At 40.2% G+C, this 15,964-nt stretch carries 14 protein-coding genes; 5 read left to right on the forward strand and 9 right to left on the reverse strand.

Going from position 1 to position 15,964, the window contains the following annotated elements; all coding sequences use genetic code 11:
- Complete coding sequence (dhaL, locus tag MORIYA_RS06735; protein ID WP_112713782.1) at positions 1-636, reverse strand: dihydroxyacetone kinase subunit DhaL; 636 nt, start codon at positions 634-636, stop codon at positions 1-3.
- Between the two features lie 11 nt (positions 637-647).
- The gene (dhaK, locus tag MORIYA_RS06740; protein WP_112713784.1) at positions 648-1,712 is read right to left on the reverse strand and encodes a dihydroxyacetone kinase subunit DhaK; all 1,065 of its coding nucleotides are present in this window, start codon (positions 1,710-1,712) and stop codon (positions 648-650) included.
- Positions 1,713-2,079: 367 nt separating this feature from the next.
- Here dhaK and MORIYA_RS06745 point away from each other — a divergent pair, with 367 nt between their 5' ends.
- The 5 genes from MORIYA_RS06745 (at position 2,080) to atcC (ending at position 5,898) form a co-directional block, all read left to right on the forward strand.
- Complete coding sequence (locus MORIYA_RS06745) at positions 2,080-3,168, forward strand: glycerol dehydrogenase (RefSeq protein ID WP_112713786.1); 1,089 nt, start codon at positions 2,080-2,082, stop codon at positions 3,166-3,168.
- Between the two features lie 244 nt (positions 3,169-3,412).
- Positions 3,413-3,703, forward strand: coding sequence for a cold adaptation protein ActJcold adaptation protein ActJ (gene atcJ, locus MORIYA_RS06750; RefSeq protein ID WP_112713788.1), 291 nt, complete (start codon positions 3,413-3,415; stop codon positions 3,701-3,703).
- 13 nt (positions 3,704-3,716) lie between these two features.
- Positions 3,717-4,232: a cold adaptation protein AtcA gene (atcA, locus tag MORIYA_RS06755; RefSeq protein WP_112713790.1), complete on the forward strand. Its 516-nt coding sequence runs from the start codon at positions 3,717-3,719 to the stop codon at positions 4,230-4,232.
- Positions 4,232-4,993, forward strand: a complete 762-nt coding sequence (gene atcB / locus MORIYA_RS06760; RefSeq protein WP_112713792.1) for a cold adaptation protein AtcB — start codon at positions 4,232-4,234, stop codon at positions 4,991-4,993. The genes atcA and atcB overlap by 1 nt, the downstream gene beginning before the upstream one ends.
- Positions 4,994-5,004: 11 nt before the next feature.
- Positions 5,005-5,898, forward strand: coding sequence for a cold adaptation protein AtcC (gene atcC, locus MORIYA_RS06765; protein WP_112713794.1), 894 nt, complete (start codon positions 5,005-5,007; stop codon positions 5,896-5,898).
- 300 nt (positions 5,899-6,198) lie between these two features.
- On the opposite strand, the gene MORIYA_RS21000 is transcribed toward atcC, so the two are convergent.
- The 7 genes from MORIYA_RS21000 to MORIYA_RS06795 all read right to left on the reverse strand — a co-directional run bounded on the left by MORIYA_RS21000 (position 6,199) and on the right by MORIYA_RS06795 (position 15,870).
- Positions 6,199-6,606, reverse strand: coding sequence for an RNA-guided endonuclease TnpB family protein (locus MORIYA_RS21000; protein ID WP_331838540.1), 408 nt, complete (start codon positions 6,604-6,606; stop codon positions 6,199-6,201).
- Between the two features lie 79 nt (positions 6,607-6,685).
- The gene (locus MORIYA_RS21005; protein WP_197713359.1) at positions 6,686-6,877 is read right to left on the reverse strand and encodes a helix-turn-helix domain-containing protein; all 192 of its coding nucleotides are present in this window, start codon (positions 6,875-6,877) and stop codon (positions 6,686-6,688) included.
- 222 nt (positions 6,878-7,099) lie between these two features.
- Positions 7,100-10,498 (reverse strand): type I restriction endonuclease subunit R, encoded by a 3,399-nt coding sequence (locus MORIYA_RS06775; RefSeq protein WP_112713795.1) that lies wholly within the window; start codon positions 10,496-10,498, stop codon positions 7,100-7,102.
- Between the two features lie 20 nt (positions 10,499-10,518).
- Entirely contained in the window at positions 10,519-12,246 is a 1,728-nt protein-coding gene (locus MORIYA_RS06780; protein WP_162629247.1) for an SWIM zinc finger family protein, read from the reverse strand.
- A 31-nt stretch (positions 12,247-12,277) separates the two neighbouring features.
- Positions 12,278-13,612 (reverse strand): restriction endonuclease subunit S, encoded by a 1,335-nt coding sequence (locus tag MORIYA_RS06785; protein ID WP_112713799.1) that lies wholly within the window; start codon positions 13,610-13,612, stop codon positions 12,278-12,280.
- Entirely contained in the window at positions 13,602-15,227 is a 1,626-nt protein-coding gene (locus MORIYA_RS06790) for a type I restriction-modification system subunit M (protein ID WP_112713801.1), read from the reverse strand. The genes MORIYA_RS06785 and MORIYA_RS06790 overlap by 11 nt, the downstream gene beginning before the upstream one ends.
- Before the next feature lie 313 nt (positions 15,228-15,540).
- Positions 15,541-15,870, reverse strand: coding sequence for a YbaB/EbfC family nucleoid-associated protein (locus tag MORIYA_RS06795; RefSeq protein ID WP_006031819.1), 330 nt, complete (start codon positions 15,868-15,870; stop codon positions 15,541-15,543).
- Positions 15,871-15,964 lie beyond the last annotated feature (94 nt).

A 15,964-nucleotide genomic window follows, 5' to 3' on the forward strand; every position in this document is an offset into this window, starting at 1 on the left:
TTACCCCGCAGAAACAATACGTTGCAAAGATTGAACCATCATCATACTTGATGTAGCACCGGGATCCTGATGACCAATACTGCGCTTACCAAGGTAACTGGCGCGACCTTTCTTGGCCTGCATCTCAATCGTTGCAATCACGCCCTCCTCCGCAGCTTGAACCATCAATTCCAGCGCCTTTTCTAACGGTAATCCTAGCTTTATAGCAGCGTTACCGGCATCGACCACTGGCCACCAGACATCACACATGGTTTTATCACCAATTTTTGCTCTACCCCGGGAAACCACCCCTTCAACGCCGGCAGTGAGCATGGCGACCAGCTCTTCCAAGTTCAGCTTTTCTTTGCCAGTTACAACACCCGCTGCACGGATATAAAATGTGCCGTACAAAGGACCACTCGCACCACCAATACTCGACAACAATGTCATACCAGTGGTTTTCATGATGGTACTGATATCCTGCTTTTCGATACTCGGAATTTTTTCTGCCACTCGTTCAAAACCACGATTCATGTTCAGACCATGATCAGCATCCCCGATATCAGTATCAAGCTGAGTCAGAAAATCTCGCTGTTCAACAAAAATTTCGGCGCAATCTTTTAACCAGGCCAATATGTGCTCTTTTTTTATATACATAGTCATCATCCTTAACAGCCCCAACGCAATGCAGGTGTATTCACTGGTGCATCCCAAAGTCTTAAGATCTCATCATCTGCTTTTAATAACGTAATTGAGAAACCTTCCATATTCAGTGAAGTGCAGTAATTGCCAATCAAATTACGCACTATTTTGTATCCAGCACTTTCACAATTCTGATGTAACCTGCGGTACGCGCCGTACAATTCAGAGCCAGGGGTTCCGCCTAAACCATTCACCAATACAATGTAGTCACTGTCTGATTCAAACTCTTCAGTGACCACTTCAACATCCTGCCACTCACCCAGCTCACGGTTCCATTCACGTAATTCTCGAGTATACGGCGGACAATCAATTAGCTCTGCAAACATTTGATCAACCAAACTGTCGAGATCTTTATAAGTACGTCGTTCAATACCAGGTTCACCGTGAATGCCAACACCAAATTCAATTTCATCATCCGCTAAAATAAACGACGGTTTACCTGCAGCAGGTACCACGCAAGCTGATAAAGCAACGCCAAATGAACGTGATATATTATTCACACGTCGCGCTAATTTTTCACATTGTTCAAGGCTATAGCCCTCTTCCGCTGCCGCACCAACAATCTTCTCGATCAACACCGTTGCAGCAACACCACGACGACCAGCTGTATATAGGCTATCTTTTACCGCAACATCATCATCAATCAATACTGAGCCGACTTTAATACCATCGGCATGTAACATCTCAACCGCAGTTTCAAAATTAAGCACATCGCCAGTATAATTTTTAATAATAAACAGAATACCGTTATCATTATTAATTTTATGACCACACTCATACATTTGATCTGGCGTTGGTGAACTAAAAATTTCGCCCGGGCACGCTGCTGTTAACATACCTTTGCCAATAAATCCGGCGTGTAATGGCTCATGTCCGTTACCACCACCTGATAATAAAGCCACTTTGCCCTGAGAATCATCTCGCCATATATAACGTGGGTCTAATGATAATTTTAATTCTGGGTGAGCAAGATTAAGACCTTCAATCTGTTCTTTAACCACGTTTTCAATTTTGTTAATTAATTTTTTCATTGTATAACTCCAATTGATTACTTTTAAATGTTAACCCTAGTATCAACAAATAAACGAAGACTGCAAACTGCTATTTATTTGTTTCAAATTGAAACAAATAAAATAAAAAATGGATTCAAAATGAAACAAAACTTAATGTCAGACAACATAACGTGATTTATCTCAAAATATTAATTATCACAGAGTAAAAAAAACGCTTATTTGTGCATGCCATCATGGATAAAATGATAAAAACAAATGATTTAGTTACCTTTGTCAGCGTTTGATTTATGTTGATTGCAAGCTTGAAAGCAGCAGCATTGTTTACTTAAAAGCTGAATCTAATCATTAAAATCAATGTGAACATCAATGTATAAAGGAATTAATCATGGATAAAATTATTATATCTCCAAGTAAATATGTACAAGGCGAAAATATACTTGCAAGTATTGGTCAATATGTAAAACCCATCGGTGGTAATCCAATGGCAATTGCAGATGGTTTTGTGACAGACTTAGTCAGCGAAACGGTTAAAAAAAGTTTTTTGCAAGCAGATATGCCGCTGAACATGGAGTTATTTAATGGTGAATGTTCTCGACCTGAAATTGAACGATTACTTGCAATCACTAAAGAAGTCAAAGCAGATGTGATCATCGGTATCGGTGGTGGTAAAACATTAGATACAGCAAAATCAATTGGTTTTTATCTACAAATTCCAGTGGTAGTAGTACCAACCATCGCGTCTACAGATGCACCAACAAGTGCGTTGGCTGTGATTTACACCCCTGAAGGTGAATTCAGCGAATACCTGATGATCCCGACCAACCCGAATATGGTCCTAATGGACACCAAGATCATTGCTGGCGCACCAGCGCGGTTATTAGTGTCTGGTATCGGTGATGCGTTATCGACTTATTTCGAAGCACGTGCTTGTGCAGCTTCTGGTGCCTCGACTATGGCAGGTGGCGCCCCGACCCTCGCCGCCCAAGCTATGGCTAAACTTTGCTATGAAACCATACTTGAAAATGGTCTGAAAGCGAAAGTTGCGGTAGAAAATAACTTATCGTCTCCCGCCGTTGAGCATATCATCGAAGCGAATACTTATTTAAGTGGTATCGGTTTTGAAAGTAGTGGTCTTGCTGCCGCTCATGCGATTCACAATGGCCTGACTAAGTTAGAAGAATGTCACCACCTGTATCATGGTGAAAAAGTGGCATTCGGTACCCTAGTACAACTCGTACTGGAAAATGCGGCAATGGAAGAGATCGACACCGTCATTAACTTCTGTCGTGAATTAGGCTTGCCAACGAATTTACATGACATGGGGGTTAAGGAACTTAACCGCGAAAAACTAATGGAAGTTGCTGAAGCATCTTGTGCTGAAGGCGAAACAATCCATAACATGCCGTTTGAAGTAACGCCAACGGCAGTTCTGTCTGCCATTTTGGTCGCACACGATCTGGGTTCGCGTAAATAACCGATAACCCGTTTTAAACTAAAAATGCCGCTATCATTAGCGGCATTTTTTATGCATAATACTTAGCAATTACATCAATATCGTATTTTGTGTTGTGCTCTCGCCTTTCTGCCGTTAAACTTCTGCCTCCCGAATTATTGGTTACGCTAAAAATTAATCGATTTTTTAGCCCGTGGGTATTCACTATATTGGGTTAAACCGTTTATATCTGGAAATCACAGACTAATCTGCTACAGGTAACATTATGATTAACCACTTTAGTGTGCTTGGTATCAAGCCGAACGCAAATGAAAACGACGTTAAAAAAGCCTATAAACGTCTATCAAATCTATTTCACCCGGATAAATTACTCAGCGCATCAGACGATGAAAGAGAGTATGCTGAAGCTCAGCTGCAACGAGTAAGAAACGCGTATGACGTACTTTCAAATCCTAAGCTAAAACGCGATTTTATAAAAAACTTCAGTAACGTTATTGTGACCGACCCTGCTGCCGCTATGCGCGAGCTGTGGGATCAATTTTATTCTATAAGTTAATTTCTGAGCACTCATGACAAAAGCACTAGATCTATCACGTATTGATGAATTAAAAGAAAATGCATATAACAATATCGAATCTTATAACGATCCCGATACGCCAGATGCACTTGCGAAATTTACGAGCCAAATTAAAGCTGTTTTATTAGCTGATCCAAAGTTACTTGAGTCTGTTCCTGAGTACTTGCCTATTGCGCTTTATGATCAGGTTAAATTCCCTCCGGAAGAAAAAGCCAAATGGGCTCATTGGATCAAAGAAGGTATTCAGCCTGATTGGGATGAATTTAAAACCACGGTCGCGTTTAATAAGGTCGACTTACCACTTGTGTTAGCTGTAAAAAATTACTCTGAGACCTTATTAATAGAGAGCTGTATCGTCCTCTTCTTGTTGGCGAATGACAACAAGTCAACCGCGACAAATACAGAGCAAGATGATGATGAAGATGATGACTACGTTGAAGATCAAGAAGAAGAAGAAGCTTATTACGACCCATTTGATGATGACGAAGAGGAAGAGGAAGAGCAATAATGAATAGCTTAATTGAAACAGCCGTAATCGAGATCAAAAAACTGGCCGATGTAGAACCTAAACAGGCGAGTAAGAAATTTGAGTTAATGGCTAGCACCATGACTGATGACGTTTTGATTGAAGTGATCGAGCAGATGGATATCGTGACCTTAACGCAGATTAACAGTCATCATGATATAACTTGCCCTTCAATCATGTCTGAACTGATGACCCCTGAGCAGATCCGCGATATCGTTTGCCAGCAACCGCTATATTGGGAAGAAAAAGTTAAAAACAACGCCGATGAATTAATTCAACATACGTTTGATTTTTTAACTTATCTTATCCGTATTCAAACTACTGAAGCGAAACAAAAAGCGATTTTAGAGTGTATAGCTGAAGATCAAGCGGGGCTTTTCTATCTGTCGATCCCATTTATTGAATATCTATTAGCACCCGCGGTAGAAGCAGAACATCACAGCCACATTACTGATAATTATGATGATGAAGATGATGGCGAAACCGTTGGTTTTACCGACCGTAGCGCAGAAGAAGAGGCGCACAGTTTGAGCCTTGACGACCCACGCAGCTTATTAGCCCTGATCCGTGAACTTGCTCCAGACGTTGAAAAATCAATTAAAAATTTACTGCGTAGCGAAAACTCAAGCTGGGTTGCTATCATCGACAGTTTCGTCAATGAATTAGTACTTCAAGCAAAAGAGAAAAACGAAGTAAATGATGAATACGCTGAAGTTGATGACATGTTTAGTTTTCTTGATTAAGGACTCCATTAATGCAAATTGTACTAAGAGACAGAAATCAAGGTCCTTTTTTAACTAAAGTATTAGATTATGCGCAAGCAGAAGCGCTATTAGATGAAGCACAACTTGCCGAAATCAAAAGCAAGGCTGTATTGATGAGCCTTAAGCTGGCTGATAAATTTTATAATCAGCATAAAATGCACCTGCTAGAGAACGCTGCTTTCGATGTGATCGGGGTAGCGAGCCTGGGATTGATGTCGCTAAGTAATCACGATCTGACTCAAGCATTTAAACTGATCGTGGCTCCAAACGGCATTGTAAAATCGTTCCAGAAAGGTTGGAACATGCTGAATCGTGTTAGTAAGTATAAGCTAAACGGTAAATCAGTATATGGCGATATAGATCCTATGCTACTCGATAAAATATCAACACCGAGTGATGCTGATGAATGGCAAGGCTGGCAGAGCTATCAAGACGCGCTGTTAGACTTTAATCGTGAAGAGTCTATTGTCGGTTTATTAAAGCAGTTTTACGCGCAAACAACCTACGATCCTTTAGATTGTTTAAGCCTTGAAAACGTGTTTGCAGAAATCGTACTATACCGTCTATTTTTTGGTCCCGTTAAAGTAAGACCGGATCTTAAGCAATGCGTAGCTAAAATTGAACTTGAAGACGTCTGGTTCTCGATTGAACATATAGACCAACAAATTAAGCTAACATTGTCCGAGTTGCCATCACAACTTGCCGAGATCATAAAGCTTGAACTGGGTAAATACTTTACCGCTGGTTTACTACGTACGCTAACGTTTGCTAAAAACTATCGTGAACTGCGCTTACAAGATGCGAGTCCAGAGCGATTAGAACGATTCGAATATAAAGAAGGTCTGACTGGTTTATTAGGTTGGCCAGTTTATATCGTGATGTGATCCTGACAGTCACAGGCAGCATAAACGAAAACTAAAAGCGGGAATATCCAATGGGTATTGCCGTTTTTTTATGATACCAAGCTTACAGTAACTGAATTAACCCTAAAAATAGTACAAATATGGCTGTAACTGCGACTTATAAAAATAAATTTTGGATTCCATGTTATTGAAGTACCCCTAGCTGAAGCAAGGGGATTCTTGTCGTCTACGGTTTAGGCATTGCAATATTAAATTGCGTTAGTCTTCTAAAACCTCTTACAAGCATTTAACGTGTCGGTACTACCTACCGCCACAAATTATTTAAGCTGCTAGTCTTAATCCCTCTTTATGGATATTGATAGCAGCATTATGATCTCTATCGTGAACAGCGCCGCATGCGCAAGTCCACGTCCTGATCGCTAATGACCACTGCCCAGCGTATAACGCTCCACACTCGCTGCACATTTTAGACGAAGGAAACCACTGGCTAATAGCTGATAATTTACGCCCGTACCAATCAGCCTTATATTCTAACTGCCTTGCTATTTCACCGAAATTAGCATCATGGAGATGCTTTGCCAACTTGCGATTTTTCACCATATTTTTGACTTTCAATGACTCGATCCCTATCACTTGGTTTTCGTTTATAAGTGTCGACGTCATTTTATGCGTAAAGTCTCTACGGGAATTCGCTATCTTTTCGTGAAGCCTTAGCGAGTTTTTTCGCATATCGATTTGTTAAGCGCGGGTTGCTTCATTTTAGCGAATAATAATGATTGTTTATCTGCATCCCATTTGAACCCGTTACTCATGTAACTGGCTGAGTGAGGTTCTTACTCCAATCGTTATAATTGGTTTTATTGCCTAGTTCATACTGCGCTTTAGAAAACGCCAATGCTGAATTATAAGCGACACGCACACAGCCAAATGTCTGAGAAAGCATGACTGCTTGCTCGTTATTCGGGTAAAATCTGTATTTGTACGCGATTAACTTCAACATAACACCTTAGTTAACTGTATATAATTCCAGTATCAAGTTCTAAATTTAGACCTTGTCACTTTGTATGTCAACAGAATAAAGGCCAGGGCGCTTATTGCTTCGCAATAACGACTTACATTCCCGACATAAATGACGGGGTTTTACGTCAAAGATGATAAATATGCTGACACGTATAGTCCTTTTAAATACAGACATTAAAAAATAAAATAACCAATGGCTGATTTAATCGCGATTAGCCTTAAAATTCACGGCTTGCTCAAATATCTCTTTATACACTTCATCACGGCTGATTGGCGGGTAGCCAAACTTAGCAAGAACCAGAATTAACGCGACTTTCAATGATGCTTTTATATCATCGCGTTGGCTCCAGTCGGTAAATTTCGCTTTATCATCCACAATGGCTTTAACTTCTTTAGATAACTCTATCAACTTATCTTCTGGATAATCGAAGTCATATTTTACCGCTAACGACTTTAACGCGTCATAGAAGGCTTTTTCTTCAATACCAATACCTAACTCATCACCCGAGTTCATTTCGTCTTGGACACCGTAAATGAGGTCCACCATGTTGTCAGAAAATTCTTCAAGCACTTCACTTACCAGTACATCATCTTCTTTACGCTCGTTATAACGTTCAACCAAGGCTTGGAAACGTTTAGTAAAGTCGATGCCTTGTACCTGATTTACCTTTTTCAGCTCACCAATTGCTTTCGCTAATAGCTGCTGCAATAGTTTTATTTTGGTATTAGGCAGTTTTATCTTTTCAATCTTAGCAATGTAATCCTCATTGAAAATATCAATTTCACCGCCCTCTTGATTACCCAACTTAAAGATCTCTTCGACACCGTCACTTTGCAGGGCATCGCTGATCATCTCTCGCACTTTTGCGTTCATTTGTGCTGAGTCAGGGACTTCACCTTTAGTGAGCTTGAATACAATGGAGCGAATCGCTAAGTAGAAATGGATATAGTTTCGCGCTTGTTCATTAATTTTCTCACTACCACAACAAACGTCATAAGCTGCTTTTAGGCATTTGACTAAGTCCATAAAGCGCTTTTGCAGTTTCTCGGTTCGCAGTGCAAACTCAGCGGCATTGTTTAAACAATTTAACTGGGCAACAGCCTCACCAGTAAAGTAAGGGGCGCTATCAAACTTATGAAATAACCTTGCCAACAGATCTAAGTGGTTCTTCACTTCAATCACAGAAGCGGCAACATCTTCGAAATTCGTTTCATCGGTTTTTGAATATTGTGCTAGCGCTTTATTCATTGCCGATTTAATGCCGATGTAATCAACCACCAAGCCTTTGTCTTTACCTTCAAACTGGCGATTAACACGAGAGATAGTTTGGATCAAACTGTGCTTTTGAATGGGTTTATCGATATACATGGTATCTAAAAACGGTACATCAAAGCCTGTTAACCACATATCGACTACAATCGCGATTTTGAAATTAGAATTTTTGTTTTTAAACTGTTTATCTAACTCTTTACGCTCATCTTTGTTGCCAAGTAAGTTATATAAACGCTCAACATCATCTTTACCACGGGTCATTACCATTTTCACCCGTTCAGAGGGTGCTGCGATACGTCCTTCGCTGATTGCGCGTTTACGCTCGGTATCTGACAATGCACTCGCGTTGTCAGTGTCTACAACATCAAACCATGCCGGTCGCAGTGCTTCTAATTCTTGATACAGCTGATAAGCAATATTTCGGGCACTACACACAAACATTGCTTTACCTGCAACCGTAGCGCCTTCTTCAACACGTTTGTCATAATGTTCAACAAAGTCACGCGCTAATACGCGAATACGGTCAGGATCGCCTAAAATAGAGTTCATATTCGCCGTGGCTTTTTTACTCTCTTCTATTTGCAGTTCGTTACTGCCCGCAGATTCACACTCTTTATAATAAGCTTCAATTTCAGACAGCTTACTGTTGTTTAAACAAACCCTTGCAGCACGACCTTCATAAACAATACGTACCGTGATCTCATCTTTCACCGATTCAGTCATAGTATAAGAATCTACGATCTCACCAAATACGTCTAACGTAGCGTCTACAGGTGTCCCAGTGAAACCAACATACGTAGCATTAGGTAATGAGTCGTGTAGGTATTTTGCAAAACCGTAAGTTTTCTTTACTGTGCCTTTCTTTTCATCAAATACAATTTTTTGATCTAAATTGACTTGGCTACGGTGCGCTTCATCTGAGATACAAATAACATTACAGCGATCGGTTAACAGCTCGGTATCTTCGGTAAATTTATGAATAGTGGTCAAAAACAAGCCACCACTGTTACGTCCTTTTAATAACTCACGCAGATGTGCACGACTCGTTACCGTTTCAATGGCATTATCACCAATATAGGTTTTCGCATTAACAAACTGTTGCGACAGTTGATCGTCTAAGTCGGTACGGTCGGTGATCAACACTATGGTTGGACTTTTAAACGCTACACTCTTCATTAGCAAGCGAGATAAAAACTGCATGGTGAAACTTTTGCCACAGCCAGTCGCACCAAAATAGGTACCACCTTTACCGTCACCGCCTTTACCATTGGGGAGTTTCTGATGCAGTTTAATGTTCTCAAACAGTTTTTTAGCCGCATAGTACTGCGGATAACGCGGTACTATTTTTATCTCGTTTTTACCCGACTCTTTATTATTAGAATCTGGAAAAAAGATAAAATGGTGCATCACATCACGCAAACGCGCTTTATCAAACAAGCCCTGCAACAGGGTGTGTAATGAGTTAATACCGTCTTTGGCGACCAGCTCTTGCCCTGTGATTTTACCCCACGAATAGAAGAACTGATAAGGGGAAAATAAATTACCCATTTTGTTATTCACACCGTCACTAATGATACAGAGCGTATTAAACACAAACAGTTGTGGAATATCACGGCGATAACGAATGGTTAGTTGTTCAAAAGCTTCATGGATAGTCGCTTCTTCACGAATGGCACTCTTAAATTCAAATACGACCAAAGGCAGCCCATTGATATATAAAATACCATCAGGAATACGAGTTTCGCCTGTTGCACCTTCAATCTCTAACTGGTTAACAATACGGTAGATATTGTCATCATTATCTGCACTTTCTAATGCGGTACTCGCTAATGCATCATTAGCAGCGCTATTTATGTCATTATTTACAACACTACTGACAATATAGTCGGCCTTGCTTTCGGCCACCTGAGCAAGCTCGGGTTGAAGCTGTCCCAATTCCACTGTCGCGAACAAGCTTTGTTTTACCGATTGCTCTACGTTGTCAAAATCAAGCAGTTGAATATATAAATCTTTTTGTGATGCGCTGCCCGCTTTACTGCCAGATTCACGCTTTAACAAAAAGCCATCACTGAGCCACTTACAAAAGGTTTTATTACTGTCGTACAAGTCACTTGCAGGTAAGGTTTCTAATTGACGAATGACGATGTTTATCTCACTCTCAGTAATACCCGCATGTTGATAGCGTTTGCTTAAAAATACACGCAAATCATCTTTAATCAGTACTTCTGATTTGTCTCGGTTTAAAGCCGCACCATTTAAGTGTGGATAGCCTTGCTCACCTAACAGTTCAATAATCGCTTGTTCTAATTTAGCTTCAGTGAATTTCATTTAATCGCAACATCCATTTGTTAAAAACATTGAGAGAAATACTCTCTAAGCAACTTCATCATATTGCGTTTTTGTTTGAAATTTTTAATTATTTTTTCGATCATTAAATACAGGATGACACTATCCACATCATTCGTTTTCAATTTCTTTTCTAGCTTAATCAACAGACGCGTCGCTTCTTGATATGCCGAATTAGAGGTTTGATCAATAATCACGCCCAGTACTCGGTAATACAAATCGACAGATTCTTGTGGATACTCCACAATAATTAAATCGGCTAATTGCAGTAAGCTGGTTGAATAAGCTTTATGTGATAATACCCATAATCGCGCTTTCTCTAATTCATTTTGATCCATATAAAAATCGAGTAGCGCATCCGCATCAGTCGTAATGCCACGCGTTGTTTCAACATAGCAATCTGCTAATAGTTGCTCCGCTTTGATCAGAAAATCAGGATCAGTCTCACCGGTTAGTCGCTCTAATTGTTGTAATTGTTTAAAATGTCGAAAACTCGGATTTTCCGTAAACAACTGCCAGGCAAGTTGCCATGCACTGTTATATTCCGCCAATGCAACCTGTACTTTGATTTCATGTTTTTGACATTCTGCTCTTTCATGGGGTGTTTTGGCTTGTTGATAGGCTTGCTGAAGGTAATGCTTCGCATCCAACTCGCTGGTATGCTGTAAGCATAATTCACTCATGCGCAAATAATCAGACGGTTCTTGCGCTGTTATTTGCATTAATCGGCATTTTTCTTGCCAATCTTGCTGTTTTTCAGCCTGCTTTATTAATACGGTCGTTAAGCGTTTAACAGCCCACAGTTGTTCCCTATCAATAACATCCAAACCCGGTTTAATTCGTGTTATCACCGCTGCCGAACACAGCGATAAAAACAGTTTTTCTACTGTCTCCGTTAGCGTGAAATCATCTGGTACATCTGGAAATATATCATATTTATAGCTTTCAAAATGGGTAAATAACCACTGCGCTTTTTCGTCATCAGACCAAGATAGTTGATTGAAAATTGTTATTATCTTTTCATTCAACATCTCCTCTAAACCAAGCCTAAAACCGCCTGAGTCATCAATCTGCTCTATCACTTTGTTCAACCGTTCTACTGCTTTGAAAATTAACTTCCATTGCTGATCAATGGTGCATTTTTCTATCGCTGGAAATATCATTTCAAACATAGACTCAGCATCCGTAAAATAATTACGGACTTCATTCCATTCCCACGTGGGTCTGTTCGGCAATGCTTTAGTGATGAATTTGCTTATGTCACTAACCCCTATACTGTGGCTTTCGGTTTCCATGATTAACAGCCACTTGTCGTATTCACGCTCTGAATTATCAAGAAAACGGAAAATGATATCTGTCAATTCAGCCACTGGTTTTTTGTTAAACCATGTTTTTAATGCTATCCGGTCGTTGGCTTCTTTCGCCGTTTCGTCGGCAAATTCATCTTCGGGGGTGTTTTCGACTTGCAGCGCTACGGCAACCGCATGCTTACAAATATCTTGATAATCAGCCGCAGGGCAACTACAGCTTACTTGTATTCCTTTGCCTTGCGCCAACTTGCTGTTATCTAACGTGACATGATAATGGTGTTGCCCTGCTACCGTCGCCATCGCCATCGCTTTATCATCGACTATCACTAATTTACTGACGTTACCTTCCGCATAAAGCGCATACCCTAACAGATAGGATTTACTTTCAGCACGTCGTTTTATTTCGTCTAAATCAAACATGGGGCTACCCCTATCAATTATTGGTATTGTCTTATGCAGGCACCACATCAGGGATTTGTAATTCACCTGAGATGAGTTTTGGTAATAACGTGTCGCGTAACGAAATAAGAGGTGTAATTTGCTGCTCATTCGCAGCAATTTTTTTCATTAATGCACCAACTGTATATTCAAATTTATCTAAAATAGCATCACTTGAAAATACGCATTCAGCTTTGGCTACATCTTCAGGCTTAATTGCAGGATATGCAGCACCATCAGCAATACGGGTAAATTCTTTAATACAGTCTTCATTTGTTAATGCAAGATATGAAAAAGCTCTGTAGTTTTCTTTTTTTGCTCTTACGACTACAAATCCAGTACTCCCTGTTAGTCCTTCTTCATTCACATAAGCAAAGGATCTATTTGCGGGTCTGACTACACCAATAATTGTATCGTGTGGCTGTAAAATTCGTCTAGCACGACTTGGAGCATCATCAAATGTGTAGTTAGCAATTTCCCCAATCGCCCCATTTTTTGCGTTAGCTAGATCAACATATTTAACTGCCTTCGGTGCATTTTTTTTAGTCCAAGACTGAGGGTTAATCCGACATAGTTCATCAATCGTAGTTTCCTCCCACCCTTTCGGTATCCAACCTATCTGCTCACTAAACTCAAACTCGCTTGGGAAATGGGAATGGATATTGTTTTGAGATTCTGCTAATAAAGCGTGCAAATCACAGCTTTGCTGTAGTGCCCTTTCCTGTAAGGCATGCAGACGCTTTTGGGCATTTTTCAGCAATTCAGCAGGGAGATCACTGGCTAGGTTTTCCAACTTAAAATCAATTTTAGCAAGCAGGTTGTCAAACACAGGGTCAAAGTCCACAAACCAGCTTTTAAACAAGGCTTGCGCCATTAGTTCAAGGGTTTGGTTGGTTTGGCGGTTGAGCTCAACTTTTTTATCTAAATCAAATAAATTAATCGCTAATGTTCTTTGATACTTTGGACAAATTGGAACCTTAACTTTCGCTTTATGAATATGATTTCTATTTATTCCAGGTACAGCCCCTTTATCTGTATAGTCAGAATATCGGATGGTCTTTAAAAGATAATAAACATAAAGGGGATCATTTCCTTTAAAATCTCTCACATACAATGTCGTATTTAATGGCCAAAAATCATCTTCAATATAGAAAACTTCACCAATAGTGCCATATCGACCAGTCACAACCCCAGGTGCAGCAACTTTTATTGCATTGTGCTCTCCAGAAGTTCCTGATGAAGATACGACAGGAACACCGCCCTTAATCCTTTTGGTTTTAGGTAAGTCATACCCACGCTTTAATTCTATAACGTCGCCAAGTTCACAATTCTTCCAATCATTCCCCATAACCCAACGCCTCCAAATTTTTACGGATAGCTTGATCTAACTCTTCCGCTTTATCCATCTGGCTATACAGGGTTTTGCTTAACTCGCTCATCTTGGTTTCAAACGGGATGCCGTCATCTTCAATCTCTGCTGCGCCTACATAACGCCCAGGGGTTAAGACATAATCATTAGCTTTCATATCAGCAAGCGTGGCTGATTTACTATAGCCAGCGATATCTTGATAAGTTTGAGCTTCACCAGCATCATTCAGTACCGTTTCACCGCGCCATGTGTGATAGGTTTGGGTTATTTCTGCTATGTCGGTATTGGTTAATTCTTTCAGTGTGCGGTTAACCATAGTCCCCATTTCACGGGCATCAATAAACAGGGTTTCGCCTTGACGGTTACGACGTTTAAGCATGCCTTTTTCGTCATTACCCTTCTTGTCTTTACTGATAAACCACAAACAAACCGGAATTTGGGTGGTGTAAAACAGTTGACCTGGCAGTGCAATCATACAATCGACTAAATCATTTTCGATGATCTTCTGACGGATAGTCCCTTCGCCACTGGTATTCGATGACATAGAACCATTCGCTAATACAAAACCAGCTGTGCCATGTTCACTGAGTTTCGAGATCATGTGCATGATCCACGCATAGTTGGCATTACCCGTTGGCGGTGTTGGATAACCAGCCCAACGTGCATCGTCTACTAACTCGTTGTCTGCACGCCACTGCTTTTGGTTAAACGGTGGGTTGGCCATAATGTAATCGGCTTTTAAATCAGGGTGTTGATCTTTAAAAAAGCTATCGCCAGCGACATCGCCTAAATTAGCAGAGATACCACGTACCGCTAAGTTCATCTTCGCCAGTTTATAGGTGGTGTTGGTGTATTCCTGCCCATAAATAGAGATGTTTTTTTGGTTGCCGTTATGGCTGTTGATAAATTTCAACGATTGCACAAACATACCACCCGAACCACAGCAAGGATCGTAGATTTTGCCTGAAAAGGGTTCAATCATATCGGCAATCAGGGTAACAATAGATTTGGGCGTATAGAACTCACCACCGCCTTTACCTTCGCTGGCTGCAAACTTACCAAGGAAATATTCGTAAACACGGCCAACAATATCTTCTTCGCTTTTATCGCAATCATTAGCAATGGTTTCAATATTATTAACAGTATCAATCAAGGCAGAAAGCTTGCTGACATCTAAACCTAAACGTGAAAAATAGTTATCTGGCAATGCACCCGCAAGGGCTTTGTTGTTCTTTTCGACACTGTGCAGTGCGCTATCAATTTTAACCGCGATATCATCTTGTTTAGCATTAATTTGAATAAATGACCAGCGCGCCTCTTCTGGCAGATAGAAGACATTTTCCATGGTGTAGAAATCCACCATGTCGATGTACTCGACCCCGAATTCTGTTTCAATCGCCGTTTTACGCACTTCAAATTTATCACTGATAAACTTAAGAAAGATAAGACTTAATACAATGTGTTTGTATTCTGATGATTCTACGCTACCACGTAATTTATTGGCGCTATCCCATAATGCTTCTTCAAAACCGACTTGTTTGGTATTTTTCTTAGCTGCTTTTTTCGCTGGTGTTTTTTTTGCTGGCGTTGCCATAAAACCCTCATTACGAGATTTGTAATTGTTGGTGTACCTAATGCCCTACATCATACTGCAAAGTACTTAATTTTCTGAGCGTTAAATGCAAAAAAGAGGTATTAGATGCAGAATTTTAAAACCGCTTGGTGGTGGTCGTACAATAGAGGCAATATGGGAAAGTAATCAGAAAAGTTAATTACAAATAGGTCTGAGAATAGAAGTGAACGAGTAATACAACGGGGAATAACTTAACGCCAGTTTTCCTGTGAAAGAAAAACTGGCGCTAACTAACAGATATTAAATATCGTTTAACTATTTTCTAATAAAAGCATTAGAAAGGCATTTTCATACCTGGTGGTAATTTCATACCGCCAGTAGCGTCAGCCATTTTTGATTTGTTTTCTTCTTCAACACGGCGAGCAGCATCGTTGATTGCTGCAGCGATAAGATCTTCTAACATTTCTTTATCGTCTTCCATCAATTCTGGATCAATTTGCACACGACGTACGTTATGGCTACCAGTCATAGTGATTTTAACCATGCCGGCACCCGATTCGCCAACTACTTCCATGTTAGCGAGTTCTTCTTGTACTTTAGCCATTTTGTCTTGCATTTGTTGAGCCTGCTTCATTAGCTGACCCATTCCGCCTTTACCGAACATATTAAACTCTCTTTATATCTGACTATCGCGAACAACAATAAATAAATATCGATTGCTTCGCATTGAATATCCATACTATATGGGTATCATTGGA

The organism is Moritella yayanosii, assembly GCF_900465055.1.
Classification (GTDB): domain Bacteria; phylum Pseudomonadota; class Gammaproteobacteria; order Enterobacterales; family Moritellaceae; genus Moritella; species Moritella yayanosii.

Bases quoted from the DNA above. Each gene is read 5' to 3' on its own strand.
- MORIYA_RS06785 (WP_112713799.1), bottom strand. From the start codon at position 13,612: ATGGGGAATGATTGGAAGAATTGTGAACTTGGCGACGTTATAGAATTA.
- atcB (WP_112713792.1), top strand. From the start codon at position 4,232: ATGAATAGCTTAATTGAAACAGCCGTAATCGAGATCAAAAAACTGGCC.
- atcA (WP_112713790.1), top strand. From the start codon at position 3,717: ATGACAAAAGCACTAGATCTATCACGTATTGATGAATTAAAAGAAAAT.
- MORIYA_RS06795 (WP_006031819.1), bottom strand. From the start codon at position 15,870: ATGTTCGGTAAAGGCGGAATGGGTCAGCTAATGAAGCAGGCTCAACAA.
- MORIYA_RS21000 (WP_331838540.1), bottom strand. From the start codon at position 6,606: ATGCGAAAAAACTCGCTAAGGCTTCACGAAAAGATAGCGAATTCCCGT.
- atcJ (WP_112713788.1), top strand. From the start codon at position 3,413: ATGATTAACCACTTTAGTGTGCTTGGTATCAAGCCGAACGCAAATGAA.
- dhaK (WP_112713784.1), bottom strand. From the start codon at position 1,712: ATGAAAAAATTAATTAACAAAATTGAAAACGTGGTTAAAGAACAGATT.
- MORIYA_RS06780 (WP_162629247.1), bottom strand. From the start codon at position 12,246: ATGTTTGATTTAGACGAAATAAAACGACGTGCTGAAAGTAAATCCTAT.
- atcC (WP_112713794.1), top strand. From the start codon at position 5,005: ATGCAAATTGTACTAAGAGACAGAAATCAAGGTCCTTTTTTAACTAAA.
- MORIYA_RS06745 (WP_112713786.1), top strand. From the start codon at position 2,080: ATGGATAAAATTATTATATCTCCAAGTAAATATGTACAAGGCGAAAAT.
- dhaL (WP_112713782.1), bottom strand. From the start codon at position 636: ATGTATATAAAAAAAGAGCACATATTGGCCTGGTTAAAAGATTGCGCC.
- MORIYA_RS21005 (WP_197713359.1), bottom strand. From the start codon at position 6,877: ATGTTGAAGTTAATCGCGTACAAATACAGATTTTACCCGAATAACGAG.
- MORIYA_RS06790 (WP_112713801.1), bottom strand. From the start codon at position 15,227: ATGGCAACGCCAGCAAAAAAAACACCAGCGAAAAAAGCAGCTAAGAAA.
- MORIYA_RS06775 (WP_112713795.1), bottom strand. From the start codon at position 10,498: ATGAAATTCACTGAAGCTAAATTAGAACAAGCGATTATTGAACTGTTA.